Consider the following 25260-nt stretch of genomic DNA (forward strand, 5'->3'; position numbering starts at 1 on the left):
ACAAATTGGTGATAAATGTAGAATTTACGAACAGTTTTTTGACCGGAAAACTGAACACTTTGCTCAAACCATTTGATGTTTCGCTACAGCAATTTAATGTTTTTGCGAATACATAGAGGGCAGCACCCAAAACCCGTAACTATGAATTCCATTGCTGACCGAATGTTAGACAAAATGAGCAATGCCCCGCGGTTAGCAGAAAAGCTGAGAAAAAAATAGCTTATTTCGAGAACTCAAAACCAATAAGACAAACGTCAGGCTGACGTAAAGATTACTGCAAAAGGCATGTGGTTTTTGCAGCAAATTCATTTGATTTTTCCGATTTTTGAAAAAGAGTTGGAACACATTGGCATAATAAATGTAATAAAGGCCAACAAGGTTCTTAATGAATTGCTTAAATAAAATTATTAAAAAAAGGATATGAATAAAAGATTCAAAATTGGTTCACTATTGATTGCAGCGACATCGTTATTAATTTTCTCGGCCTTTTCGCAGGCAACTAAAGGAGATGAATACAGTGTAAAGGTAGCCAGTAGCTATGCCAAATGGAAAGCCACAAAAACGGGTGGTTCTCATGAGGGAACTGTGGATATTAAAAGCGGTAAATTGACTTTAGACGGTGATTTAATTACGAGCGGTACCATTGTTATGGACATGACAAGCATTAAATTGACAGACACCGAGAGTAAAAAATTGCACGACCATTTGCACAGTCCTGACTTTTTTAATACTGCACAATTTAAGGAAAGCAAATTAGACATAACTTCTAGCAAAATGGTAGGCGACAAACTTGAAATATCTGGAAACATTACCATTAAAGGAATTACCAAACCCGTGACTTTCCAAGCATCAAAAACAGGATCAAATGACAATGCTCGTGTCTATAGGGCAGATGTTAAAATAGATCGAACTCTATACGGAATTACCTATAAATCAGGTGTTTTGGGCGAGGTTGGTGATGGTTTGATTGATGACATTTTTACCATCGAAACAAAACTTTATATTACAAAATAGTTTTTTTTTAAACTGGAAAGCCGCACTCAAAAGGTGCGGCTTTTATTTTTTCAAAATTTCTTCAATGGTATTTGTAGAAACAGAATGATACCCGGATTTTGCCTTTTCAAAAACCTTTTTTGCCCAAATTTTATCTTGCTCATTATGTGACAAGGCATCATAAATAGGTGAAAGGAATTTTCTGCGACCGACCCTCAAAAGAAATGCTTCTATATCTGGATATGCCTTTTTATATTGTGTTTCGATGCACAACTGAAACCAATCGCACAATATTTCTGAATTACCGCTTTTTGACAAATGAAATTGAAAATCAAGATTTTCTATTTGCTCTAAAGATACTTTGCCCCTTATGCCACGCAAAAAGTGCAACCAATGGTGGGTAGTCCAGCCTTCAACGGCAAGCTTGGGCATTTTTCCATTCAAAAATACTTCAATTTGTGTTTCCACTTTGGCAAGTTCCTTTGATTCAATAATAGGGGCATTTTCTGGCAACCCTGGCCCGTAAATCCACTTTTTAGGTTGAATTTGTGCATACAGATTTGAATCGCCTTTCAATAAGTTTTTGTCCAGATACTGCTCAAACCTTTGAGTGTTCATCGGTTTAAAAGCATTTTCTGAAAAGTATTGTTTTAAGAAAGAGTCAAATTTTTCTCTGCCCACTGCTTTCTCAATGGTTTGAAGAAAAAATCTTCCTTTTTCGTAGGCCACATCGGTCAAACCATCGTCTGGGTTTCTTCCATCCAAATTCAAAAATAGATGCGTATCTTCATTCAGTCCCTCATTTTTTAGGCTTTCAAGCGTTTTTAACAACTCACCCATGCCCAGCTCTGTCAACATTTCTTCATAGTCTTTTCCATAAATTTTTTCCATAATTCGTTGTTCAAAATAAACGGTAAAACCTTCATTGAGCCAGAAATCATTCCATGTTTCGTTGGTTACTAAATTGCCCGACCAAGAGTGTGCAAGTTCGTGGGCTATCAGCGAAACTAGACTTTTATCGCCCGCTATAATGGTTGGGGTGGCAAATGTGAGCCGTGGATTTTCCATGCCACCAAACGGAAAACTTGGTGGCAGCACAACAACATCATATCTTTCCCAAGCATATTTGCCATAAAGAATTTCTGCACTATCAATCATTCTTTGCATATCCGATAGCTCCCATGCACACTTTTGCAACATATTGGGCTCAGCAAACACTCCGCAGTTTCTACCTAAATTCTGAAATTGCAAATCCCCCACGGTAAGTGCCATTAAATAACTAGAAACAGGTTGTGACATTTCGAAATGATAAATACCATCCCTTTTCTTTTCAATGCCATTTTTAGCACTCATAAGTGCAATCAAATGGGGGTCGGTTCTAATGGTGGCCGTATATGTAAACTTTATACCGGGACTATCCTGACACGGTATCCATGTGCGAGCCAAAATGGCTTGAGACTGGCTAAATAAAAAGGGAAACTTTTTGTTGCTGGTTTGCTCTGGCAAAAGCCACTGTAAGGCTTCTGATTGAGGTGTGGTTGAATAATAGATTATGATTGAATCAGTTGTTGGTTCTATTTCCACCTCCAAATCTTGTCCAAAATATTCTACATCATTTGTTAGATTAAACTTCGTTTCGGTTTGCTTATTCAACATTATTTTTTCTATGTTCAACTGCCGACTATCAAGATGCAACGTTCGGGTTTTTGTTTTATTATTTAGTCGTAATATTACGAAACCTTTTAGTGTTTTGCTCTCAAAATCAACCGATAAATCAAGGTGCATAGATGTAACACATACCTCGTTTGGATTACTGAATGAATGAGCATCATGGGCAAGCAAAACTTCTTCCAATTTGCTATCCACATTTACTTCTTTTGAATTATTGGTATTGAACTTGCAACTGGTTAAAACAGGAACAACGAATAAAAAAAAGAGGGCAAAAGGTGTGTATTTAGACATTTTTATTTTTTTGACTGTCAAATATATACGATGCACAATAAATCGTTGTTCATAACGTTCGTTGCATAACTGAAAATTTAATTATGCAAAGTGAACTAAATGTATAATTTTGCACAACTTATTAAGAAATGGAAAACGTCATTAAACTTGTATCTCTAAAAAAGTCCCTAAAGTTTGGGATTTCTGCGATTTTCGTTTTAGGAATGTATCAGTTTGGCTTCGGTCAATACAATGATTACTACAGCGACCCTTACTCTGACGGAGACGATTATTATTCTTCTGAAGATTCTTACGGATCAGATTCGAGCGATTCATCTTCTTACGATGATTATGGCTATGGTAGTGGTAATGATGATTACTCAAGTGATTACGGCTTTGGAAACAGTGGCGGTGGTGGCGGTGGCGGCTCCGACCACATAGTTGCAAAAAAAATCGAACGTCCGGAATACACCCGATTTATTCCTCCGTATGATTCTGTGCGTCAGTTAATTATATATAAAGAGGTTGTAGAGGTTAAGGATCAATTTGGAGACGAGCACGATATTGATACCATCAATTTTAGAACCCATAAATGGATGGAGGAAGAGTTTGGCAAGCAACTCAAAACCGTTGTTAAAATGGATGGCATTAACGACAATCCTGATTTGAGCGACGAAGAGCATAAAATTGTAATTCACTCATCATTCCCTTGCGTTATAAAACCAAATGAACATGCAGAAGTAGTTTCTGGTGTGATAGAATATGATATGGAAATTCGTATTCGCTATGGAAAATACCGTTGCACCTTCTTAAATTTGGTTCATGTGGCAGATGTAAAACCAGGCGAAAAAGAAGGAGAAAGAACCTACTTTGAATACTTAATGAAGGCTAAGCAAAATGTTAAGCAAAGCGACCGATACATGATTGCTGCCGACAGAACCATACATGAAATGATGGAAGAATTGAAGAAAGTATGTCAACAAAACCCGATTCCAGAGGAAGACGAGTGGTAGGCACATAATTAAAAGTTTTTATAACCCCATGCACAAATTCAATTGGCATGGGGTTTTTTGTTTCTTCATCTTTGAACCAAAAAAAATATCATGACACAAAAAATTGGAAATAACTTAAATACCTTACTTTCATCATATCAGATTTTTTATCAAAACCTTAGAGGCTATCATTGGAATATTCAGGGCAAAAAATTCTTTGAGCTTCACCTAAAATTTGAAGAATATTACAACGATGTTCAGTTAAAAATTGATGAGATTGCCGAAAGAATTTTAACCTTAGAAATGATTCCATTCCATAGTTTTTCTGATTACATAGGCCATTCACTCCTCAAACCTAAAACAAACATTACCGACGGAGAAATAGCCATTATGCAAATAAGAGAACAGCTTACGGAGCTGATTAAACTTCAAAAAGATATTTTCAAATATGCCGACAAAGAAACGGACATTGCAACAAGCGATTTAATGACCAGATATATTTCTGAACAAGAAAAAACAGTTTGGATGCTTAAATCTTTTTTGAGTTAAACTTATTTATTTCTTGATTTTTTAATCATCCGATACAAAACAGGTGGCATCCAATCGGTTGCAAAATTGATAAGAGCATTGTATCTACGCATCGTTTTCTCGCTTTCTACCCCTTTTCTATCCACAAAAATGGTGGTGTGGTCTTCAAGCCCAAAATTGATTTCTTCCGCAGGACGGCCATTGGTATAGTAATAAAGAGCCAAAGATTTTCGGCTTCTTCCCTCGGGACATTTAAGTGGATCGGGATGCCCATGATAAGAAAAATCGGTCGTGCTAAACATAGCCATTCGGTTGAAAAGAGGTAACAATTTCTTTTCACACTTGGTCATTTCGGTGTTCCAAAGTTCAAAATGTCCACCATATTCTTCTTTCCAATCTTGGTTTAAATAGACAAGAACATTTAACCTTCTGTCCAAATTAGTAAGTTTGTGTTTATTAAAATCTGCATGCACCTTTAAGTAGCCTCCGGGTTTTATTTGGTGACATCCTCCACCTTCAAAATAAGGGTCTCCCATTAAGTTTTCAATTCCTGTTAGCTCAGATAAAAAGTTTAAAAATGGTTCAGAATTTAAGAAGTGCATAAATACTTTGGTGGCTTTGCCAAAACGTTGCTCCCCTCTTGATGCAAGTTTTATTTCGTTGGGCGTACTATATTTTATATCTCCCGAGGCTCCCATCTCCGGAAATTCGCTCAAAACCAGCTCTAAAAATTCTTTATTAAAAAAATCATCGAAATAAATATTCGGAAATGGGCTGCCCGTTTTGTAATCGTTTTTGTAATGTGTAGCCAGCCCTATCAGCTCATCATACTCAATATCAAGAACCTTATAATCTCCTATAAACATATCTTTACTTTAAGGTGTAAAAAAAACAAATATTTTTGTGACCACAAAGAACGGTGAATATGATAAATTATAAATTCTGGAATAACCTCATTGGATGGGCAAGTTTTGCCATTGCATTGGTGGTTTACAGTTTAACAGTAGAATCGAATGTTCCGCTATGGGACTGCGGTGAGTTTATTTCTGCCGCTTACACATTGCAAGTTGTTCACCCGCCGGGTGCACCATTATTTTTGATGTTGGGTCGTCTTTTCTCCCTTTTTTCGTTTGGAGATGCCCACAATGTGGCGTTTATGGTTAACATGATGTCCGTTGTGGCAAGTGCATTAACAGTGGCCATAACCTTTTGGATAACAACTCATTTTGCTTTAAAAATACTTGGCATTAGTGTTGAAAAACCTGAAGTATCAACCGATAATGCAATTATCGTTTTTGGGTCGGGCATGATAGCCGCTTTGGCCTTAACCTTTATGGATTCCTTTTGGTTTAGTGCGGTAGAGGCCGAGGTATATGCAGCTTCGTCTTTATTTACGGCATTATCCTTTTGGGGAATTTTAAAATGGGAATCGAACAGACTTAAACCCAAATCCAACCAATGGATTGTTTTTATAGCCTATACCATTGGTTTGGCTATTGGTATTCACTTGTTGAACTTATTGGTAATTCCGGCTGTGGTTTTATATTATTTCCTTATTGAGTATGACACAACAAGCACAAATATTCTCAAAGCCGCCGCAATTGGTATGGGTGCATTGGCTGTTACCAACTGGATTATTATTCCCGGCTTACCCTGGCTAAACGGTCGTTTTGACCTCTTGTTCGTAAACTCTTTTGGATTGCCATATCACACAGGAGAGTTTTTCTCATTAGCTTTAGTAATTTGGGGAATTGTATGGGCTATTCGATATAGCATTCGTAAAAATATGCCGCTATTAAACTTGGGTCTGCTGTGCATTACATTTATTTTAATAGGTTTTAGCAGCTACACCATGATTCCGGTAAGGGCAACGGCAGAACCTGCCATTAATATGAACGCTCCAAAAAACCCGATAACCCTAACCAGCTATATTAAACGGGAGCAATATGGCGACAGACCATTATTTAATGGTCCGTACTATTATGCAACTTCGGCAGATTTAATAGACGTAAATAAAGGTGCTGCCACCTACAGAATGGGCGATGATAAATACGAACGTACTGGAAATAGATATGATTACGAATGGTCTCCTGAGGTAACCACCATGCTACCGCGTATGGGCGACCAAAGCGAGAAAAAGCAAGGATATAAATATTGGTATGACGAAGTTGTTAATTCAAGTGGAAAGGTAGAAAAACCACCCATGCGTAAAAACCTCGGCTTTATGTTCAAATACCAAATTGGTCACATGTATTGGAGATATTTTTGGTGGAATTTTGCTGGAAGACAAAGCAATCAACAAAACGTTGATAAGAACATTTTGGAAGGAAACTGGCTTAGTGGGGTTAATTTTATTGATGAGATGCGTTTAGGCAATCAAAGAGATTTGCCCCCATCCATGACCAACAACAAAGCACGGAATAAATACTACTTTATACCCTTTTTGCTTGGCGTTATCGGCATTTTTGTACAATTTAAAAAGCAGAAAAAAGATGCATGGGTAGTAACAGCCTTGTTCATATTTACCGGTATAATGATTGTAATTTACCTCAACCAGCCTCCCCTCGAGCCGAGGGAAAGAGATTATACAAACGTTGGTTCATATCAAACATTCTGTATATGGATAGGCTTGGGTGTGTTGGGTATTGCCGATTTCTTGCGAAGAAAAGTAAAACTTAATTTGAGACTTGCCGGAGTATTAGCCTTTGTCCTTGCCTTTTCTGGACCCTATTTGATGGGGCAGCAAAACTGGGATGACCACGACCGCTCTGGAAGAGAAATGGCATTGAGTTTTGCAAAAAACTACCTGAACTCATGTGAGGAAAACGCTATTTTATTTACAGCAGGTGACAATGACACTTATCCGCTTTGGTATGCACAAAACGTCGAAGGTTTTAGAACAGATGTCAGGGTTATAAATCTTGCATTGCTAAGTGCCGAATACTACGCACAAGCCCTTACAAAACAATATTATGGCTCTGCACCGCTACCAATGTCTGTCATTCCTAAAGACAAGCTGATGGATGGAACTAGAGACCGTCTTGATTATGTCGATATGGGTAAGAAATTTAATCCAAATGAAGGATATAACTTGTATGATGTAATCCAATTTATGACAAGTGACGACCCGCAAGCACAAGTTGGTTTAAGGGATGGTTCACGGTCAAACTACATTCCGGTTAAAAAGGTGGTTATTCCGGTTGATAAAGCAGCCGTGCTTAGCTCAAAAACGCTTAGCGAAAAAGACTCAACCATTGTTGAATTTCTTCAATTTGAGATGCAAGACCATATCTACAAAGGTAGCCTCATTATGCTTGACATTATTGCTACCAATGCCAAAGAAGGTTGGAAACGACCTATTTATTTCTCTTCGCCAAGAGAAAGTGATACTTACGTAAATATGAGTCCTTATTTGAGAACCGACGGGTTAGTGTATCGACTTGTGCCAAGAACTCCTACACGAGAAGAGTATCTGAACCAGATGATGGTTAATGAAAATGAACTTTACGACAAACTCATGAACAAATATGTATGGGGAGGTTTAGAAAAAGGTAAAACTTTCTTGGATGATAAATCTTCAACAGTTCCTTATATGACAAGGAATTTATTTGGAAACTTAGCTTCCTATTTTGTTGAGAAAGGCGACAACAAAAAGGCAATAGATTTAATTCTCAAATCGTTGGAAGTTTATCCGGAAAGCATTTTGCCGCTTGATATTGATGAAAGACGCCATTATGCCGACATATTGCGAAGAGCAGGTGAGACCGAAACCTCTAAAAAGCTGATGGAACAATGCATTACACAAATGCAGGGAGAGGTTAAATACTACAACATTCTTAAAAAAGATCAACGAAACAAGTCTTTAGCCGTTCAAATGCTGACAAACGACAATCCGCGAATGCCAGGAATGAAGAAATATGCTGAAAACTGCAGAATTACGGCTCAAAAAGCCTTTGGCGATTCCACTATGGTAAATCAAATTCGAGCCATTGAGTCACTAATTAATTAAAACTGAAAACAAACGCCCCGAGGATTAATACTCTCGGGGCTTTTTTATTTTTATGAAACATTCGCACGCAGACAAACAATTGGTTTATGGCATTCAGCCCATGTTTGAAGCCATTGCCGCAAACAAAGAGTTTGAGAGAATATATATTGTTAAAGAACAAAAAAACGACCAATTAAATGAGCTAAACAAACTAATCAGAGAAAAACGGTTGCCCGTTCACCACGTACCGATTCACAAATTGAATAAACTTACCCGAGGTAACCATCAAGGAATTGTGGCATTTTTATCGGTTATTCCCAATGTGAGTATCAACGAAATAGTGACCCGTACCTTTGAAAATGGTGAAGACCCAAAAATTCTGGTATTGGATGGCATAACGGATGTTCGAAATTTTGGAGCTTTGAGCCGTTCTGCTCTTGCCTTCGGTTTTCATGCCATAGTTGCACCACATAAAGGTTCTGCACTCATTCATCAAGATGCAGTAAAAGCTTCGGCCGGAGCGTTAATGAAAATTCCGGTTGCTCGGGTTTTCAGCCTGTATCACACGCTCGAAGAAATGAAAAATATGGGTATTCAAATTGTTGGTATAACGGAAAAAGGTCAAAAAAATATTGACCAAGTTGAAAAATCTGGCCCCATGGCCCTTGTGCTTGGAAACGAAGAAACTGGCATAGATTATAGAAATTTAGAAATGTGTGATCAAAGTTGTTTTATCCAAATTTCTCCTCAAATAGATTCGCTAAATGTATCGGTGGCCGGAGCTATTGCTATGTACGAAATGTCGAAATAATTGGTTTTTCTTCCTTTTTATAGGCAAGCCAAAATAATTGAGGATTAGAATTATTTCAAAAATTAACTACACAACCATCTGCTAATCACTCGAATAAGCCCAAATTAAAAGGCAACAATAAATTGCTTGATTTATTCGTATTAAAAAATAAATTCGCGAAATATTTAAAGACACATAATTTAATATAACTATGTATTGGACACTTGAATTAGCTTCGTATTTAGATGATGCCCCATGGCCGGCATCAAAAGACGAATTGATTGACTACGCTATTCGTTCCGGAGCACCTCTTGAAGTAGTTGAAAATTTACAAGAGTTGGAAGACGACGGAGAGGCTTTCGAATCCATTGATGAGGTTTGGAGTGAATATCCAACCACTGAAGATTACTTCTTTAACGAGGACGAGCTTTAAGAACTTTCTAAAAAATTATAACACAGCCGAACCCAAACGTTCGGCTTTTTTATTTTACAAAATCTACAACCTTGTTAATTACATCCTGGCTTCGCAGGCCATTGTTATGGCCATATCCCTTTGTTATAAACAATTCCGAATTTACCAATTGGTTTAGTTCGTATCCATGGCTAACCGGAACTTGTTTGTCCGACTCATCAGCTATAATGAGCAACTCCGGCAAATTTTTAACATCCAAAATTCGATCGGCAATGGAAAAATGCTGAAATGATGTATTGAATCTTTCTGCCAAAATCCTCATCATTTCCTCTTTTGTTCTATTTCCTGCACCAATTTGTTTAATAAATTCATCCATAATTTGTTCGGCATGTATGGAGCAATTGGAAAGTACCAATTTCGGAATTTTAACATCAAGTTCGGCAAGAGCTAACACGGTGGCCAAACCACCTAACGAATGTGCTACTATGGCTCGAACAATAACGTATTCCTCAATCAAAAATTCAATCATTTCCTTAAACTCCAAAACATTCGTTTGTTTTCCTAATGATTGAACATGAGCTGGAAAATCAGGAATAACCACAGTATATCCCAGATTTACCAATGGCTTGACGAACTGTGCAAAATGTAGCCCTTTGCTTCCCCAACCATGAGCAAAAATAATGGCCGGCCCCTTGCCCCAAACCGTGTAGTAACAGGTTTTTTTGTTTATGAAGACATGGTCTTCTTTTCCTAATTCTTTTATTTCCAGCTCAGCGGGTCTAATTTTTGCCTTATACGGTTTTAAAAAAAAGTAGATGCCAAACTTGCCTGACAAACTTGGACTAAACTTTTCCAAAAGTGCAAAAATTAATTTTATTACAGATTGCATAATAATGAGCAAAGTTGCACTATTTCCGATAGTTCTCCATCAAAATTCTGGCTATTAGTTTATCCGTTTCCGCATCTAAAAGTTTATGACCCTTATTAATTAAACATAAAACCGAGTTGGGCAAAACTTGATGAAATTTTTGAGCATATCTATAAGAAATCACGCTATCATTTTTCCCATAAATCATAATTGTTCTGATTTTGTTTCTGAGCAGTGAGTCCAGCGATTTCTTGCTACCTGGGGCTATTCGGGCAGTGCTTGACCATCTCAAAAACAATTTTTCTCTTTTCGCTTTTGTGTCGATGGTTGACAAATAAAATTTCATGGCCTTTGTTTTTATCATTCCAATTTTTCCGGCAAACTTAACGGTGGCCAACATCCACCCGGGAAATAAAACAAACGATTTAAAAAGCCATCTTCCAATGTTGGTTTTGGTTATAAAATTAAAGGCCGGTTTTGGTTTTAGTCCGTCTGCCGCTATTAGCCATACTGCGTTTATTTTTTGTGGAAAAGCCACGGCAAAACCTAAAGCATAATTACCACCAATGCTGTAGCCCAATAAACTCAAACGTGCACTTGAACCAATCTCTAACAAAAAACTTTGCATCAAATTTCCTAAAAGTTCGGGTGACAGTTTTTCGGTTTCATTCCATTGGGTTTTTCCTTGATAAGGCAAATCAATCGAAATCATTCTATATCTTTTACCCAATGAGGGTTGCAACACATTAAAAACAGTCGAATCTTGCCCATACCCATGAAAACAAATCAATGTTTCGACCCCGTTACCAAATTCTTGATAGTTTATCACCGATTGTCTCCAATAAAACTGCTTTTCCACAATTTCTTTGCTTAGGGTTTTAAAATCTTAATTTTGCCGAATTTGAAATAAAATCTGATGCCCAAAGATACATCAATAAAATCGGTTTTAATTATCGGTAGTGGCCCAATCATCATCGGCCAAGCATGTGAGTTCGATTATTCCGGCAGTCAAGCTGCTCGTTCGTTGCAAGAAGAAGGAATTTCGGTAACGCTTATCAACTCCAATCCAGCAACAATTATGACCGACCCTGTAATGGCCGATAATATTTATTTGTTGCCATTAACACCCGAGTCTATTATTTCAATTCTTAAAAAACACAAGATTGATGCAGTACTGCCCACTATGGGTGGCCAAACCGCATTAAACCTGGCAAAAGAGGTGGATGAATTAGGCATCTGGGAAGAATACGGTGTGCGAATTATTGGTGTGGATATCAATGCCATAGAAAAAACAGAGAACCGAGAAGAGTTTAGAAAACTCATGGTTGAGATTGGTGTGGGTGTTGCCCCATCAAAAATTGCCAATTCCTTTTTGGAGGGTAAGGAAGCAGCCCAACAACTTGGTTTTCCATTGGTTATACGCCCATCATACACTTTGGGTGGTTATGGTGGCGGATTTGTTCATAAGAAAGAAGATTTTGATATAGCCCTAAAACGAGGCCTTGAGGCATCTCCAACACATGAAGTTTTGGTGGAAAGAGCCGTTTTGGGTTGGAAGGAATACGAACTTGAACTTTTACGAGATAAAAAAGATGATATTGCGGTAATCTGCACCATCGAGAACATAGACCCAATGGGCATTCACACAGGAGATTCAATAACTATTGCTCCGGCCATGACATTGAGCGACACCTGTTTTCAGGCCATGCGTGACCAAGCTTTTTTAATGATGCGAAGCATGGGTACTTTTGCCGGAGGGTGTAATGTTCAATTTTCTGTAAGTCCTGATAATGAAGATATTATTGCCATCGAAATTAATCCTCGGGTAAGCCGTTCGTCGGCATTAGCCTCAAAAGCAACCGGATACCCTATTGCCAAAATTGCCGCAAAATTGGCTATTGGTTATTATCTCGACGAACTGAAAAACCCGGTAACAAAAACTACCTCTGCATTCTTTGAACCAGCCATAGACTATACCATTATCAAAATTCCACGATGGAATTTCGCCAAATTTCCAGGAGCCGACACCACGCTTGGCCTTCAAATGAAGTCGGTTGGAGAGGTTATGTCTATTGGCAGAAGTTTTCAAGAAGCCTTGCAAAAGGCTTGTCAAAGTTTGGAAATAAAACGAATGGGGCTTGGCTGTGATGGATATGAAGAGCGAAACCTCGAAAAATTAGTTCATAGCTTAAAAAATCCGAGTTGGGACAGGATTTTTCATATCCGTGATGCCATTGCATTGGGCGTTCCGATTACTTCTATTCAGGAAGCCACCAAAATTGACCGCTGGTTTTTAGAACAAATTTATGATTTGGTAAAAACCGAGCGAGAAATTAAAAAATACACCTTGCAAAACATTGAACCGTCAGTTTTGCGAACAGCTAAGGAAAAAGGTTTTTCAGACTATCAGATTGCACATGCCGTTGGCGATTGCACAGAAGACGATGTGTATAAAAAAAGAAAATCATTGGGCATTGGCCGGGTTTACAAAATGGTGGACACGTGCAGTGCCGAGTTTGAATCGCCAACCAACTATTTTTACTCCACTTTTGATGGAGAAAACGAATCTGAAATAAGCGATAAAAAGAAAGTGGTGGTGTTGGGTGCCGGGCCAAACAGAATTGGTCAAGGCATTGAGTTTGATTATTGCTGCGTTCATGGCCTATTGGCTTCGAAAGAAGAAAATTATGAGGCCATAATGATTAACTGCAATCCGGAAACGGTTTCGACCGATTTTGACATGGCCAACAAACTTTATTTTGAACCAGTTTTTTGGGAACATTTGCTTGAAATAATCGAATTAGAAAAACCAGAAGGGGTAATTGTGCAATTAGGTGGACAAACTGCTCTTAAACTGGCAGAGCGATTGCACGCCCACGGCATAAAAATTATCGGAACCAGTTTTCCGAACATGGATTTGGCCGAAGATCGAGGTTCTTTCTCTGATTTGTTGAAAGAATTAAATATACCTTACCCCAACTATGGTGTGGCAGAAAATGCTTACGAAGCCATTGAAATAGCAAACAAAGTGGGTTATCCGGTATTAGTACGACCCTCGTATGTATTGGGTGGACAAGGCATGAAAATCGTGATAAATGATGATGACCTGCAAAAAGCAGTGATTGAACTACAAGGCGATTTGCCCGGAAACCGTATTTTGATAGACCACTTTTTAGATAGAGCCGAAGAAGCCGAAAGCGATAGCATAAGCGATGGTGATGATGTGCATATTCTTGGCATTATGGAGCACATCGAACCTGCCGGTATTCACTCGGGTGACTCGTCGGCGGTGTTGCCTCCATTTGGTTTTTCGGAAACGGTAATGCAGCAAATTGAAGAATATACCCATAAACTAGCAAAGGCTTTAAACATTCGAGGATTGCTTAATATTCAGTTTGCCGTAAAAGAAGAGAAAGTATTTGTAATTGAAGCAAACCCGCGTGCATCACGCACCGTTCCGTTTATATGCAAGGCTTATGATGTGCCATACGTAAACATTGCTACCAAAATAATGTTGGGTACACACAAACTAAAAGACTTCCAAATTGTTCAAAAACCCAAAGGGTATGCAATAAAGCAACCTGTTTTCTCTTTCAATAAGTTCCCGAACGTAAACAAAGAATTGGGTCCAGAAATGAAATCGACCGGAGAAGCCATTTTGTTTGTTGATAGCCTAAAAGACCCCTATTTTAGGGAGCTTTATAAAGAAAAGTCAATGTATTTAAGCAAATAAAAATGATACTTCGCAAACTTGTTGTTCTTCTTATCATTTATTTGGTCGTTCGGTTCTTTATCCGGGTTTGGAGTTTCCGCAAAACTATTTTGAGCCAGCGAGATGCATTTTTAAATCAAATGCAACAAAACCAGCGAGAGCAACGACCAGAAGGCGAGGTACACATTTTGAACAAAAACGAAACTTCGGGTCGAGCAAATGACGAAGGCTCGTTTGTAGATTATGAGGAGGTAGAGTAACGGTTTCCACTTCATAAATAGTCATGATTCTCTATAAGCTTTATTTTTACACAAATAAATCTTTTGAATCAATATAATTTTGCCTTATGAAAAAGCGGGTAATCATTGTCGGTGCTGGTTTTGCCGGAATAAATTTGGCCAAACATTTAGACCCAAAACTATTTGATGTATTGCTGCTTGATAAATTAAATTATCACCAATTTCAACCTTTGCTTTACCAAGTGGCAACTGCACAAATTGAGCCATCAAGTGTTTCGTTTCCAATTCGGTTTATTTTTAGACACAATAAAACCATTAACCTACGGATGGCAGAGGCCAAAGCAATTAATGCAAATTCGAAAATTTTAACCACCGATATTGGCGACTTTGAATATGATTATTTGGTGCTTGCTATGGGCGGGAAAACCAATTTTTTTGGTAATGAATCGATTGCCCAAAATGCCATATCGCTCAAAACCACAGCAGATGCCGTAAATATTAGAAACCACATTCTTCAACTTTTTGAAACCATTGCCAATGAACCCAACCAACATAACGAGGCACTATATAACATAGTTATTGTTGGTGGTGGCCCCACAGGAGTGGAACTGTCGGGTGCTTTCGCCGAGATAAAAAATGACATTTTGCCCAAAGACTTTCATCATATTGATTTCTCAAAACTAAAAATTATTTTGTTGGAAGGTGGCGAAAACACACTTGCTTCTATGAGCAAAAAAAGCCAGATTCAATCCTATCACTATCTTCAAAAACTAGGAGTTGATATTAGAACAAAATCAATTGTTTCTGAATATAACGGCACCACACTGACCTTGAAAAACGGAGAAACCATTGAAACGAAAACCGTTATTTGGTCGGCAGGCATTATGGCCAACACCATTGAAGGTATTGAGTCTAACCAAATAGGAAGAGGTGGACGAATATTAGTGGACAGAGCTAACCGTTTGAATGGTAGCCAAAATATTTTTGTGGTGGGCGATATGGCTTTAATGCAAACAGAAAAATACCCAAATGGCCACCCACAACTGGCAAATATTGCCAACGGACAAGCCAAAAATTTGGCCAAAAACCTGAAGAACATTGAACTGAATAAACCCACCGTGAAATATGATTACAATGACCGTGGAACTATGGCCACCATCGGTAAAAACAAATCGGTAGTAGATTTAGGATCGTTGCATTTCAAAGGTTTTTTGGGCTGGCTCATCTGGATGTTTCTTCACCTTATGCTCATTCTTAGCGTTAGAAACAAACTGATTGTTTTTATTAATTGGGCTTGGGCTTATATTACCAAAAACACGGCATTGCGGATTATTCTTAAAAATGAAAAATAAATTAACCCTTTAAAACAGGGTCTCTATTTATTGCTTAAAATTGTAAAAAAATCAATGTATATGCTTCGGTTTGCTTTTAAAACTATTCTATTTTTAATTTTTCCATTTTTTTCATTTTCCCAAAATGTGGGTATAAATTTTGACGGTACGGATGATTATATCCCAACGACTATGACCGGAATATCGGGTACGAATCCTCGAACAGTTGAGGCATATATACGAACAACAGCCAACTGCGACCCAAATAAAGGCGGCAAACAAAAAGTGATTGTTGATTGGGGTACCTCATCAACAGGTGCACGATTTACATCAAATATTTTGTGGGGAAATGCCCTGAGAGTAGAGGTGGCCGGAAGTGGGTTAAGTGGCCAAACTGCTATCAATGACGGTATATGGCATCATGTGGCCGTGGTGTACAACCCAAGTGCCACGCTGCAATTAAGTCTGTATGTTGACGGAATTTTGGACACCGCCGGAAATATCCCGACAACGATAAATACTGGAAGCACTGTCAAGGTCATCATTGGTCAGCGAGTAGATGGGGCAAACCCCTTTGACGGTGATATTGACGAGGTGCGAATATATAACTATGCCCGCACCGATAGTGCAATAAAGGCCGACATGAAAGCATCTTATTGTCAATATCCAACAGGTTTGGTTGCCTACTACAAACTTAATGAAGGCACAGCCAACGGCAGCAATAAAACCAAAACTACAGCCACCGATTATATATCTGCCAAAAACGGCACGCTTACCAATTTTGCCCTCTCAGGCTCATCAAGCAATTGGGTAGTAGGTTCCGATTCATTAAAAGATAACTCAAACCGTGACACCATAAAAGTGCTGGAATGTTATGAATACACCAGCAATTCGGGCAAAAAATACACATCTTCCGGCACCTATATTGAAAATTTTACAAATGCTAAGGGTTGCGACTCTATAGAACAAATTAATCTAACAATAGGAAGAAGTTTTAAAACCGAATACTATACTGTTTGTGATTCGTTTGTGACATATCTTGGAAAGGTGGGCTATACAACCGGAATTTATCGCGATACGTTTTTTAATGCTAATTCAAAAGGCTGCGATTCTATTGTGTTGATGTCTGTAACAGTAAACAAATCGATAGAAACCAATGAAACCCTTCCTGTTTGCGATTCTGCAAAAATTAATGGTGTGCAATACTACAGTAATGCAACTATTAGTTTGCCCGGAAAAAGTTCAAAAAACTGCGATTCAACCCATTTCATACACCTTGTTGTTAATCCATCAACTATCAATCAATTTTCAGAAACCCAATGCAACAGTTATAAATCATCGCTGGGTAATGTTTACACAAAAACCGGAATTTATACCGAACGGCTATCGAAAGCCAACCAATATGGATGCGATTCGGTGATGATTATCGATTTAACCATACACAAAGCAATTGACACAACGATAATGGCCAATTCCTGCGACTCATTTCAATCTCCTTCGGGCAAAAAATATTTCACAACGGGTATTTATCCTGAATCTTTCACCTCGCAATATGGCTGCGATTCTATCATTACGTATGATTTAACCATAAACAAAAGCAAAAAGGGCAATGAAAAAATGGTGACCTGCGATTCGGCCTTTGTAAATCAGAAATGGTATTACGATACCAAAATATTTTCATTCACAACTCCCAGTGCTTCCGGTTGCGATTCGGTGGTTTCGGTTGATTTAAACATAACAACCATTAATGACGGGTTAACACTAAGCGGAAAAACACTTGAAGCCACGCAAAAAAATGCAACCTACCAATGGTACAACTGCACAAAAAATGAAGATGTGGCAGGTGCAACCTCTGATACGTTTACACCCATCAATTCGGGAGAATATGCCGTAAAACTTTCGTTAAACAGCTGTCAAAAAATGTCAGAATGTGTATTTGTAACAGGTTTGGGATATGCCAAACTGAAACAACAAATGTTCAACATCTACCCAAATCCTTCACAAAAAGAGTTTCATATTTCTGGTTTGAAACATTCAAATGCCCAATTAGATGTTTTTGATGTTTCTGGCAGAATGGTGCTTTCGGTATTAGTAAGCAATAATTCATTGATAAAACACAATCTTTCGGCTGGGGTTTATCAAGTGGTGATTTCGAATGGCTCAGAATTAATGCATCAACAGTTGGTGGTAGAATAAAACAACAATTACTCGCTCCCTTCGTTTTTGGTTGGCGATGTTCCCATTAATTTTAATCCAAAATGGTTTCTTGTCAATTGCTGTCTTGTTCTGTAGCTTCGGATTTGCTTCAGCTCAGGAAACATACATAGATTTTCCTCAAAACAACGTTTTATACACCTGCAATGAGTATAAATTTTATTATTCAATAAAAGGTGTAGAAAGAGAGAATGTAGTTGTCAAAACAACGGCCAACATTCAAGTTTTTCAGAAAGATAGCCAGTCATTTCTTGTGTGCACAAAACACGGTATAGGGGCTATATCTCTTGGTAAAAAAGTGGGTCAAGACACCATTTTTTTGGAAAAGCGAACATATAGAATCAAGCCAAACCCTACTCCTGAAGTGCAATTAGGAATGCTTCAGAATAATCAATCATACAATAAAAATGTGATTTGTATTCAATCTTCAATGTCGATTTCAACGTTTGGTTTCGTTATTCAAGTACAGTATTATGAACTTCTTTCTTGTAGGGTAACACTATTTGGTAAAGACACCCAAATTTTACACTTTAGCAATACAAATATTCCCCTGGTTTTTAAGAATTATGTTTGTAACGGTATGAATCATGGTGGAAAAATTCTATTTGACAGCATTTTGGTCAATGAAATTTGCAGCGATTATACCACTTTGGCAGAATCATTTTCTATCGTGGTTGAACCCCAAGCGGGAGACCCAGATTATATAAAGCATTTTGAAAGTTCCTATTTCAAACTACCCGACACAACATTTATTTTGAAAAATGTATATCCGTTCATCGAACAAATCGACTCTATAATAAATGGTGAGGTTTCTATATTGCACAAAGACTCTTATCATTTTAATCGTATAACCAAGCTCTATTTTAGGAAAAACGAAATTCGAAAAATTCAACAGTTTGATGAATTCGGTAACCTTTTGTCTGAAATAAGAAGATTCAACCATTAAGTGCAACACTTTGGTAAAGAGTTTTTTCGATAATGTTTCGGAAAACAAAATCAGCGACCTAAAGTCGCTGATTACATGTTTACTTATAAGAAACATTGTGGGCCCACCTGGGCTCGAACCAGGGACCACCTGATTATGAGTCAGGTGCTCTAACCAACTGAGCTATAGGCCCTCAGTCTTTTATTTTGAGGCTCTAACCATCCCGATAACTATCGTCCCGATAGCTATCGGGAGAGCTATAGGCCCTCTCTTATTCATTCAAACTTTACTGGATTGAGTTACCTAATTATGTTCAGAAAAATCATCCTAAAGTTTGAGGTGCAAAAATAATCTTTTGCTTCTATTCTTTAGAATCTCTCAAACTGATTGAAGAAAAAGTTTCCTTCAATCGCCGCATTTTCATCGCTATCACTACCATGCACGGCATTGGCATCGATACTTTTAGCATATTTAGCTCTAATTGTGCCTTGTGCTGCCTCAGCAGGATTTGTAGAACCAATCAATGTTCTAAAGTCGGCCACTGCATTATCCTTTTCCAAAATAGCTGCCACAATTGGTCCACTGCTCATAAAATCAACCAATTCTCCATAAAAGCCACGTTCTTTGTGTACGGCATAAAACGCTCCGGCTGTTTCTTTTGACAATTTGGTGTATTTCATTGCTTTGATGGTAAACCCTCCGGCAATAATATCTGCCAATATGTTACCAATATGCCCGTTTGCTACCGCATCAGGCTTAATCATTGTAAATGTTTTGTTTCCAGACATTCTTTAAAATTGTGCTTTTTTAAAAATCGGCTGCAAAAATAGACTTTAGTTGAACATAATTTGCGAGTTTTGCTGAACTTTTAAAAAAATCGATTTGCAAGACACGACGGATAAACTCATTTCTCAATTAAAAAGCAAAAAAGTCTTAAAGATTGTCATTACTACCCATCATAAGCCCGATGCGGATGCTTTGGGTTCGTCATTGGCGTTGTGGCATTTTTTAAAGAAAATTGGTCATAATGTGGTTATTGTGTCGCCCACTGATTACCCACCCTATTTATGTTGGATGCCAGGCGAACATGAAGTAATTAATTTTGAAGAAAATACCGAAAAAGCCATTGAGCTGTGCGAAAATGCCGATTTAATTTTTTGTCTTGATTTCAATGATTTGTCACGTATCAACAAATTTGGCGAATATGTTGGCAAATCAAAAGCATTAAAAATAATGATAGACCACCATCGCAATCCTGCAGGATTTGATGATTACCGTTTCTGGACAATAGAAACAAGCTCTACTAGCGAACTAATTTACGACTTTATACAAAAATGTCAATCAAACCATTTGATAGACAAAGATATAGCCTCTTGTCTATATGCCGGCATCATGGCTGATACTGGCTCCTTCCGATTTAGCTCCACCAGCAGCAAAACACATCGAATTGCAGCCGAATTGATAGACTTAGGCGTTGAGTCAGCAAAAATTCAAGCCTTACTGCTCGACAACTTTTCGCTGAGCAGATATAGATTAATGGGTTATGTGCTATACAAAAAGCTGCATACTTTCCCTAAATTAAAAACCGCTTTGGTCTATTTGAGCCAAGAAGAATTACAACGATTTAACATTCAAACAGGTGATACAGAGGGTTTTGTAAATTACGGTTTGGGCATAAAAGGAATCGTTTTTTCGGCTCTTATCGTTGACCGTACCGAAATGATTAAAATGTCGTTTCGTTCGCAAGGTAGTTTTCCGTGCAATGAGTTTGCAGAAAAATATTTCAATGGGGGTGGCCACCTAAATGCCTCAGGTGGTTGGAGCAAAGACACACTAAATGAGGTAGTTTCAAAGTTTAAAGAGGTATTACCTGAATATAGAAATCAATTATTATCAAGTTTAGACGAATGAAAATACGCTCACACATACTTGTTTCATTAATTTTCTTTGGCCTATCATCATGCCAAAAAGGATACGACTTTGAAAAATCGCCAACTGGACTTCAATATCATTTCTTCACCAACAATGCTGGTGGGAAAGTCGGCAAAATAGGAGATTTTTACTCGATGAATGTCACGGCAATGGGCGATACCATTTTATTCAGCACCTTCCTTGATTTGGAAAGAGTAGAACCCTTGTATAAAGGGGACGTTCACGAAGGGTTGGCCATGCTGCATAAAGGTGATAGCGTTGTTTTTCTGCTTCCTGCCGACTCCTTTTTTAGCAATGCAGGCAAACCAGTGCCTGAAAATTTGAAAGGAGGAACCGTTATGCTTCACATAGGCGTTTTAGACATTAGAAATCCTTTTGAACAAACCATTTTTAAAAGTGAAGAAGAAATAAAAATCATGGAAAATTTTGTAAAAAATGAAGGTTGGCAAAATGTGGTGCTGGACACCACCGGAATCTATTACCAAAAAATAGGCGAAAACCCAAATGCAGAGCCTATTTTGATTGGCGATAGCGTGGACATAAACTATACCTACTCGTTGCTGAATCGCAGGGTTTTGTGGCAAACCAAAGATAACGACCCGTGGCGTTTTGAAGTTGGTGGAAATCAAACCCGCATTTCCGGATTAAGCCGTGTTCTGGTTTTGATGAATGATGGAGACCATGTCAGAGCCTTATTGCCTTTTACAGAGGCATTTGGCATTCAAGGACTCAGCGATTTTATACCACCATGCTCCACGATTGTATTAGATATAAAAGCAAAAAAAGTTAAAAAATGAAAGTTGTAATAACCGGTGGTGCTGGATTTATCGGTTCTCATGTTGTTCGACATTTTGTCAACAAATACCCTGATTATCAAATAACTAATCTCGACAAATTGACCTATGCTGGCAATTTGGAAAATTTGAAAGATGTTGAATCTAAATCAAACTATAAATTTGTTAGGTTGGATATTGCCGACAAAGAAGCGGTAAATGAACTATTTGAACTACAAAAGTTCGACGCCGTCATCCATTTGGCAGCCGAGAGCCATGTGGATAGAAGCATTACCAACCCGCTCGATTTTGTAATGACCAATGTTGTTGGAACAGTTAATTTATTAAATGCATTCAAAGCATTTGGCAATTTTGAACAAGGATTATTCTATCATGTCAGCACAGATGAAGTTTATGGAGAATTGAGCGATGATGGAAAGTTTGTAGAAACAACTCCCTATAGCCCAAACTCGCCCTACTCGGCTAGCAAAGCGAGCAGCGATCATTTTGTACGAGCCTATCATAAAACCTATGGTATGCCTGTAAAAATCAGCAATTGTTCCAACAATTACGGTTCTCACCATTTTCCGGAAAAATTGATTCCACTTTTTATAAATAATATCAAAAACAACAAACCACTTCCTGTTTACGGAAAGGGAGAAAATGTGCGGGATTGGCTTTTTGTTAACGACCATGCCACAGCCATAGATGTTATTTTTCATAAAGGAAAAACTGGTGAGACATACAACATTGGCGGAAATAATGAGTGGAAAAACATTGACTTAATAAAGTTGATGTGCAAACTCATGGATGAAAAGTTGAGCCGACCCAACAGAACCTCAGAGCAACTAATTACTTACGTAAAAGACCGTGCAGGTCATGATTTTAGATATGCCATAGATTCTACTAAGCTTATGACCGAACTTGGCTGGAAACCATCTCTTCAATTTGAAGAAGGATTATCCAAAACCATTGACTGGTATCTTGCGAATGATGATTGGTTGAAAAACGTTACATCAGGAGCATATTTGGATTATTATAAAAAGCAATACTCAGAAAGATGAAAGGAATAATTTTGGCAGGAGGGTCAGGAACTAGGTTGCATCCGCTCACATTAGCCATGAGCAAGCAACTAATGCCGGTGTATGACAAACCGATGATTTATTACCCTCTCTCTACCCTTATGATGGCCGGTATTAGAGAAATTTTAATCATTTCCACCCCACACGATTTGCCACATTTTAAGAGACTACTAGGTGATGGAAGCCAACTTGGATGCTCATTTCAATACCAAGTTCAAGAAATTCCGAATGGCTTAGCTCAAGCATTTGTGCTTGGAGAATCGTTTATCGGAGATGACAAAGTTGCCTTAATTTTGGGTGACAATATCTTTTTTGGAACCACACTTGAAGAGACTTTAAAAGAAAATGCCGACCCAAATGGTGGTGTTATTTTCGCATACCATGTGAGCGACCCCGAACGTTACGGTGTTGTTGAATTTGATAGTGAAATGAAAGCCATTTCCATTGAAGAAAAACCGGTAAAACCAAAATCAAATTTTGCAGTTCCCGGTCTTTATTTTTATGATAATCAAGTAGTTGAGATTGCCAAAAATTTAAAACCCTCCCTTCGCGGAGAATATGAAATTACGGATGTAAACAAAGAATACCTCAAACGCAACCAATTGAAAGTTGGCGTTATGCATAGAGGAACCGCATGGTTGGACACTGGTACATTTCAATCGCTCAATCAAGCAGCTCAGTTTGTACATGTCATTGAAGAGCGACAAGGATTAAAAATTGGTTGCATCGAGGAAGTAGCCTTTCGTCAAGGTTTTATCGACAAAAAACAATTGAAAACTCTTGCCAAGCCACTCACAAAAAGTGGATACGGAAACTATTTGTTAAACCTATCTAAGTAAATTGAAATTTTCGACTGTTTTTAACAATTTTAGAAAGCTGAAAACAGTCAGCTCGGCAGAGGAAATTTCTATTTTCAACCGATTGATTGCCCTCGGTGTTGTATCCATTGTGGCAGACATAGTTGGTTTAGCAATCCTTTATTTATTTATTCTCTTTATTGTTCAGCCTGATACCTTCAATGGCTACGTGGGTTCATTCATTTCTATCGAGGGAAAATTGCTACCACTCATTATTCTTGCAGTATTATTCTTGGCTAAGAATATTTTTCAGATATTTCTTTCAAAGTATCAGTTAAAAAAGGTTTTTTCAATAACCTCAAGCATGGCAGACCTTAGCTTTATGCAAGGTTTTGTGGGCGGCCTTCAAGAGCAAAGAAAGGTTAGCAGCAATGAGCGATTAAACGCCATCAATTCTGTTACTAATTCGCTGCCAACATTGGTTATACAACCCATACTATTGGCCATTTCTGAGGTGATTTTTGTTGTTTTGGCTTTAGCTATTTTATTATTCTACAAACCCATTTTGGTTATTTGGATTCTGTTATTCATCGTTCCTGTAGCTCTATTTTTAATTTGGTTTTCCAACAAAAAATTGGCTACGCATGAGCAATTCATTCAAGAATTTATGCCAAAAATGTATAACCTTATTTCCAATTCCGTTTTTGGTTTTTCGGATATCAAACTGATGAATATGGAGAATGAATATTTGTATAATTATAGAGAAATTCGTCAAAAACTGCATAATGAGCGAATAAATCAAATCTGGATAAGCAACCAAATTCCATCCCGTTTAATGGAAACTGCCGCTATATTTTCGATACTCATTACCGCCATTTATCTGTCTCAAACAGAGGTTCAATCGGCCATGATGGTTTTGGCATTTTTTGCCTCGGTTGCCTTCAGATTGTTGCCCTCGATAACAAGAATTATAGGGGCTATAAGCACCTTTAACAGTTTTGCTTCTATCATAGATTTTGTTTCAATCAAAAGGAATGAGGTTGTGCAAGATGTGGGTGTTGATTTTCGATTCAATCAAAAAATAGAGTTAAATCAATTAAATTACCGTTTTGGAGAAGGTAGGCAGGTAATAAATAATGTTTCTGAAACCTTCAAAAAAGGAGATTTTGTAGGAATTTTCGGACCATCAGGTGAGGGCAAAACAACATTGGTAAATCTTCTTTTGGGCTTTTATAAACCTGAAAATAATGAAAGTATAAAAATTGACGGACACCCATTGAATCAAATTTCTAGATCTTGGCAGAACCAATTGGGATATGTGAAACAAGATGTCTTTTTGTTAAATGAAACCATTTCAAAAAATATCGTTTTCAAAAATGAAGAAATAAACGAAGCCAAATTGACTAATATTCTAAAAGAAGTTCAGCTATTTGACTGGGTAAATCAATTGCCCCACAAGGCCGATACAAAAGTGGGTGAATTGGGAAATCAAATTTCGGGCGGACAAAAACAGCGGATTGCAATTGCCCGTGCTCTTTATAGAAATGCCTCCATTTTTATTTTTGACGAAGCCACAAACGCCCTTGACGAATTTTCTAAAAATGAAGTTCTGCAAACCATTAAAAAACTGCATTTGCAAGGTCACACCATTATTATGGTTTCGCATGATACAACGGTGCTTAAAATGGCCGACAGGCAGTTTGAAATGAAAGACGGGAATTTGATTAATACCTCGATTTAAAC

Annotated in this window: 21 protein-coding genes and 1 tRNA gene; 16 read left to right on the forward strand and 6 right to left on the reverse strand. The window is 37.9% G+C overall.

Annotation, left to right across the window (positions count from 1 at the left end; genetic code table 11):
• The first annotated feature begins 420 nt into the window (after positions 1–420).
• The gene (locus tag H6607_08390) at positions 421–1014 is read left to right on the forward strand and encodes a YceI family protein (protein MCB9262377.1); all 594 of its coding nucleotides are present in this window, start codon (positions 421–423) and stop codon (positions 1012–1014) included.
• Between the two features lie 42 nt (positions 1015–1056).
• Here H6607_08390 and H6607_08395 read toward each other — a convergent pair whose 3' ends face one another.
• Positions 1057–2955 carry a M1 family metallopeptidase gene (locus tag H6607_08395; GenBank protein ID MCB9262378.1) on the reverse strand — a complete coding sequence of 633 codons (1899 nt, stop codon included), beginning with the start codon at positions 2953–2955 and terminating at the stop codon, positions 1057–1059.
• A 128-nt stretch (positions 2956–3083) separates the two neighbouring features.
• Here H6607_08395 and H6607_08400 point away from each other — a divergent pair, with 128 nt between their 5' ends.
• On the forward strand, positions 3084–3947 hold the full coding sequence (locus H6607_08400) for a hypothetical protein (protein MCB9262379.1): 864 nt from the start codon (positions 3084–3086) through the stop codon (positions 3945–3947).
• 90 nt (positions 3948–4037) lie between these two features.
• Positions 4038–4475: a DNA starvation/stationary phase protection protein gene (locus H6607_08405; GenBank protein ID MCB9262380.1), complete on the forward strand. Its 438-nt coding sequence runs from the start codon at positions 4038–4040 to the stop codon at positions 4473–4475.
• Positions 4476–4477: 2 nt separating this feature from the next.
• On the opposite strand, the gene H6607_08410 is transcribed toward H6607_08405, so the two are convergent.
• Entirely contained in the window at positions 4478–5056 is a 579-nt protein-coding gene (locus tag H6607_08410) for a 2OG-Fe(II) oxygenase (protein MCB9262381.1), read from the reverse strand.
• A gap of 323 nt (positions 5057–5379) precedes the next feature.
• Between H6607_08410 and H6607_08415 the strand changes: the two genes are divergently transcribed.
• The 3 genes from H6607_08415 to H6607_08425 all read left to right on the forward strand — a co-directional run bounded on the left by H6607_08415 (position 5380) and on the right by H6607_08425 (position 9665).
• Positions 5380–8463 (forward strand): DUF2723 domain-containing protein, encoded by a 3084-nt coding sequence (locus tag H6607_08415; GenBank protein MCB9262382.1) that lies wholly within the window; start codon positions 5380–5382, stop codon positions 8461–8463.
• 52 nt (positions 8464–8515) lie between these two features.
• On the forward strand, positions 8516–9253 hold the full coding sequence (gene rlmB / locus H6607_08420) for a 23S rRNA (guanosine(2251)-2'-O)-methyltransferase RlmB (protein ID MCB9262383.1): 738 nt from the start codon (positions 8516–8518) through the stop codon (positions 9251–9253).
• Positions 9254–9443: 190 nt separating this feature from the next.
• The gene (locus tag H6607_08425) at positions 9444–9665 is read left to right on the forward strand and encodes a DUF2795 domain-containing protein (GenBank protein MCB9262384.1); all 222 of its coding nucleotides are present in this window, start codon (positions 9444–9446) and stop codon (positions 9663–9665) included.
• A 49-nt stretch (positions 9666–9714) separates the two neighbouring features.
• Here the strand turns inward: H6607_08425 and H6607_08430 are convergent, their stop codons facing one another.
• Positions 9715–10500 (reverse strand): alpha/beta hydrolase, encoded by a 786-nt coding sequence (locus H6607_08430; GenBank protein MCB9262385.1) that lies wholly within the window; start codon positions 10498–10500, stop codon positions 9715–9717.
• A 52-nt stretch (positions 10501–10552) separates the two neighbouring features.
• A complete protein-coding gene (locus H6607_08435) occupies positions 10553–11371 on the reverse strand; it encodes an alpha/beta hydrolase (GenBank protein ID MCB9262386.1) in 819 nt (272 codons plus the stop codon).
• Positions 11372–11428: 57 nt separating this feature from the next.
• On the opposite strand from H6607_08435, the gene carB reads away from it, so the two are divergent.
• The 5 genes from carB (at position 11429) to H6607_08460 (ending at position 18954) form a co-directional block, all read left to right on the forward strand.
• Positions 11429–14245 carry a carbamoyl-phosphate synthase large subunit gene (gene carB, locus H6607_08440; GenBank protein ID MCB9262387.1) on the forward strand — a complete coding sequence of 939 codons (2817 nt, stop codon included), beginning with the start codon at positions 11429–11431 and terminating at the stop codon, positions 14243–14245.
• 2 nt (positions 14246–14247) lie between these two features.
• Positions 14248–14484 carry a hypothetical protein gene (locus tag H6607_08445; GenBank protein MCB9262388.1) on the forward strand — a complete coding sequence of 79 codons (237 nt, stop codon included), beginning with the start codon at positions 14248–14250 and terminating at the stop codon, positions 14482–14484.
• 86 nt (positions 14485–14570) lie between these two features.
• On the forward strand, positions 14571–15815 hold the full coding sequence (locus H6607_08450; GenBank protein MCB9262389.1) for an NAD(P)/FAD-dependent oxidoreductase: 1245 nt from the start codon (positions 14571–14573) through the stop codon (positions 15813–15815).
• 126 nt (positions 15816–15941) lie between these two features.
• Complete coding sequence (locus tag H6607_08455; GenBank protein MCB9262390.1) at positions 15942–17990, forward strand: T9SS type A sorting domain-containing protein; 2049 nt, start codon at positions 15942–15944, stop codon at positions 17988–17990.
• A 37-nt stretch (positions 17991–18027) separates the two neighbouring features.
• The gene (locus tag H6607_08460; protein MCB9262391.1) at positions 18028–18954 is read left to right on the forward strand and encodes a hypothetical protein; all 927 of its coding nucleotides are present in this window, start codon (positions 18028–18030) and stop codon (positions 18952–18954) included.
• Between the two features lie 98 nt (positions 18955–19052).
• Here H6607_08460 and H6607_08465 read toward each other — a convergent pair.
• Positions 19053–19126 (reverse strand) — tRNA-Ile (locus H6607_08465).
• A 175-nt stretch (positions 19127–19301) separates the two neighbouring features.
• Positions 19302–19721 carry a nucleoside-diphosphate kinase gene (locus tag H6607_08470; GenBank protein MCB9262392.1) on the reverse strand — a complete coding sequence of 140 codons (420 nt, stop codon included), beginning with the start codon at positions 19719–19721 and terminating at the stop codon, positions 19302–19304.
• Between the two features lie 118 nt (positions 19722–19839).
• Between H6607_08470 and H6607_08475 the strand changes: the two genes are divergently transcribed.
• The 5 genes from H6607_08475 to H6607_08495 are packed head-to-tail and all read left to right on the forward strand — an operon-like array spanning position 19840 to position 25258.
• Positions 19840–20844: a bifunctional oligoribonuclease/PAP phosphatase NrnA gene (locus H6607_08475; GenBank protein ID MCB9262393.1), complete on the forward strand. Its 1005-nt coding sequence runs from the start codon at positions 19840–19842 to the stop codon at positions 20842–20844.
• Positions 20841–21662 carry an FKBP-type peptidyl-prolyl cis-trans isomerase gene (locus tag H6607_08480; GenBank protein MCB9262394.1) on the forward strand — a complete coding sequence of 274 codons (822 nt, stop codon included), beginning with the start codon at positions 20841–20843 and terminating at the stop codon, positions 21660–21662. Before H6607_08475 ends, H6607_08480 begins: the two co-directional genes overlap by 4 nt.
• Positions 21659–22702: a dTDP-glucose 4,6-dehydratase gene (gene rfbB, locus H6607_08485; GenBank protein ID MCB9262395.1), complete on the forward strand. Its 1044-nt coding sequence runs from the start codon at positions 21659–21661 to the stop codon at positions 22700–22702. Before H6607_08480 ends, rfbB begins: the two co-directional genes overlap by 4 nt.
• On the forward strand, positions 22699–23559 hold the full coding sequence (rfbA, locus tag H6607_08490; GenBank protein MCB9262396.1) for a glucose-1-phosphate thymidylyltransferase RfbA: 861 nt from the start codon (positions 22699–22701) through the stop codon (positions 23557–23559). Before rfbB ends, rfbA begins: the two co-directional genes overlap by 4 nt.
• Position 23560: 1 nt before the next feature.
• Entirely contained in the window at positions 23561–25258 is a 1698-nt protein-coding gene (locus H6607_08495) for an ATP-binding cassette domain-containing protein (GenBank protein MCB9262397.1), read from the forward strand.
• Positions 25259–25260: the final 2 nt, after the last annotated feature.

Source organism: Flavobacteriales bacterium (assembly GCA_020635395.1).
In the GTDB taxonomy this organism is placed as follows: domain Bacteria; phylum Bacteroidota; class Bacteroidia; order NS11-12g; family UBA9320; genus UBA987.

What these genes read in the sequence shown, in the direction of transcription:
- rlmB (MCB9262383.1), top strand. Translation starts at nt 8,516, where the DNA reads ATGAAACATTCGCACGCAGACAAACAATTGGTTTATGGCATTCAGCCC.
- H6607_08460 (MCB9262391.1), top strand. Translation starts at nt 18,028, where the DNA reads ATGTTCCCATTAATTTTAATCCAAAATGGTTTCTTGTCAATTGCTGTC.
- H6607_08480 (MCB9262394.1), top strand. Translation starts at nt 20,841, where the DNA reads ATGAAAATACGCTCACACATACTTGTTTCATTAATTTTCTTTGGCCTA.
- rfbB (MCB9262395.1), top strand. Translation starts at nt 21,659, where the DNA reads ATGAAAGTTGTAATAACCGGTGGTGCTGGATTTATCGGTTCTCATGTT.
- H6607_08410 (MCB9262381.1), bottom strand. Translation starts at nt 5,056, where the DNA reads ATGCACTTCTTAAATTCTGAACCATTTTTAAACTTTTTATCTGAGCTA.
- H6607_08415 (MCB9262382.1), top strand. Translation starts at nt 5,380, where the DNA reads ATGATAAATTATAAATTCTGGAATAACCTCATTGGATGGGCAAGTTTT.
- carB (MCB9262387.1), top strand. Translation starts at nt 11,429, where the DNA reads ATGCCCAAAGATACATCAATAAAATCGGTTTTAATTATCGGTAGTGGC.
- H6607_08470 (MCB9262392.1), bottom strand. Translation starts at nt 19,721, where the DNA reads ATGTCTGGAAACAAAACATTTACAATGATTAAGCCTGATGCGGTAGCA.
- H6607_08425 (MCB9262384.1), top strand. Translation starts at nt 9,444, where the DNA reads ATGTATTGGACACTTGAATTAGCTTCGTATTTAGATGATGCCCCATGG.
- rfbA (MCB9262396.1), top strand. Translation starts at nt 22,699, where the DNA reads ATGAAAGGAATAATTTTGGCAGGAGGGTCAGGAACTAGGTTGCATCCG.
- H6607_08390 (MCB9262377.1), top strand. Translation starts at nt 421, where the DNA reads ATGAATAAAAGATTCAAAATTGGTTCACTATTGATTGCAGCGACATCG.
- H6607_08445 (MCB9262388.1), top strand. Translation starts at nt 14,248, where the DNA reads ATGATACTTCGCAAACTTGTTGTTCTTCTTATCATTTATTTGGTCGTT.
- H6607_08395 (MCB9262378.1), bottom strand. Translation starts at nt 2,955, where the DNA reads ATGTCTAAATACACACCTTTTGCCCTCTTTTTTTTATTCGTTGTTCCT.
- H6607_08400 (MCB9262379.1), top strand. Translation starts at nt 3,084, where the DNA reads ATGGAAAACGTCATTAAACTTGTATCTCTAAAAAAGTCCCTAAAGTTT.
- H6607_08405 (MCB9262380.1), top strand. Translation starts at nt 4,038, where the DNA reads ATGACACAAAAAATTGGAAATAACTTAAATACCTTACTTTCATCATAT.
- H6607_08450 (MCB9262389.1), top strand. Translation starts at nt 14,571, where the DNA reads ATGAAAAAGCGGGTAATCATTGTCGGTGCTGGTTTTGCCGGAATAAAT.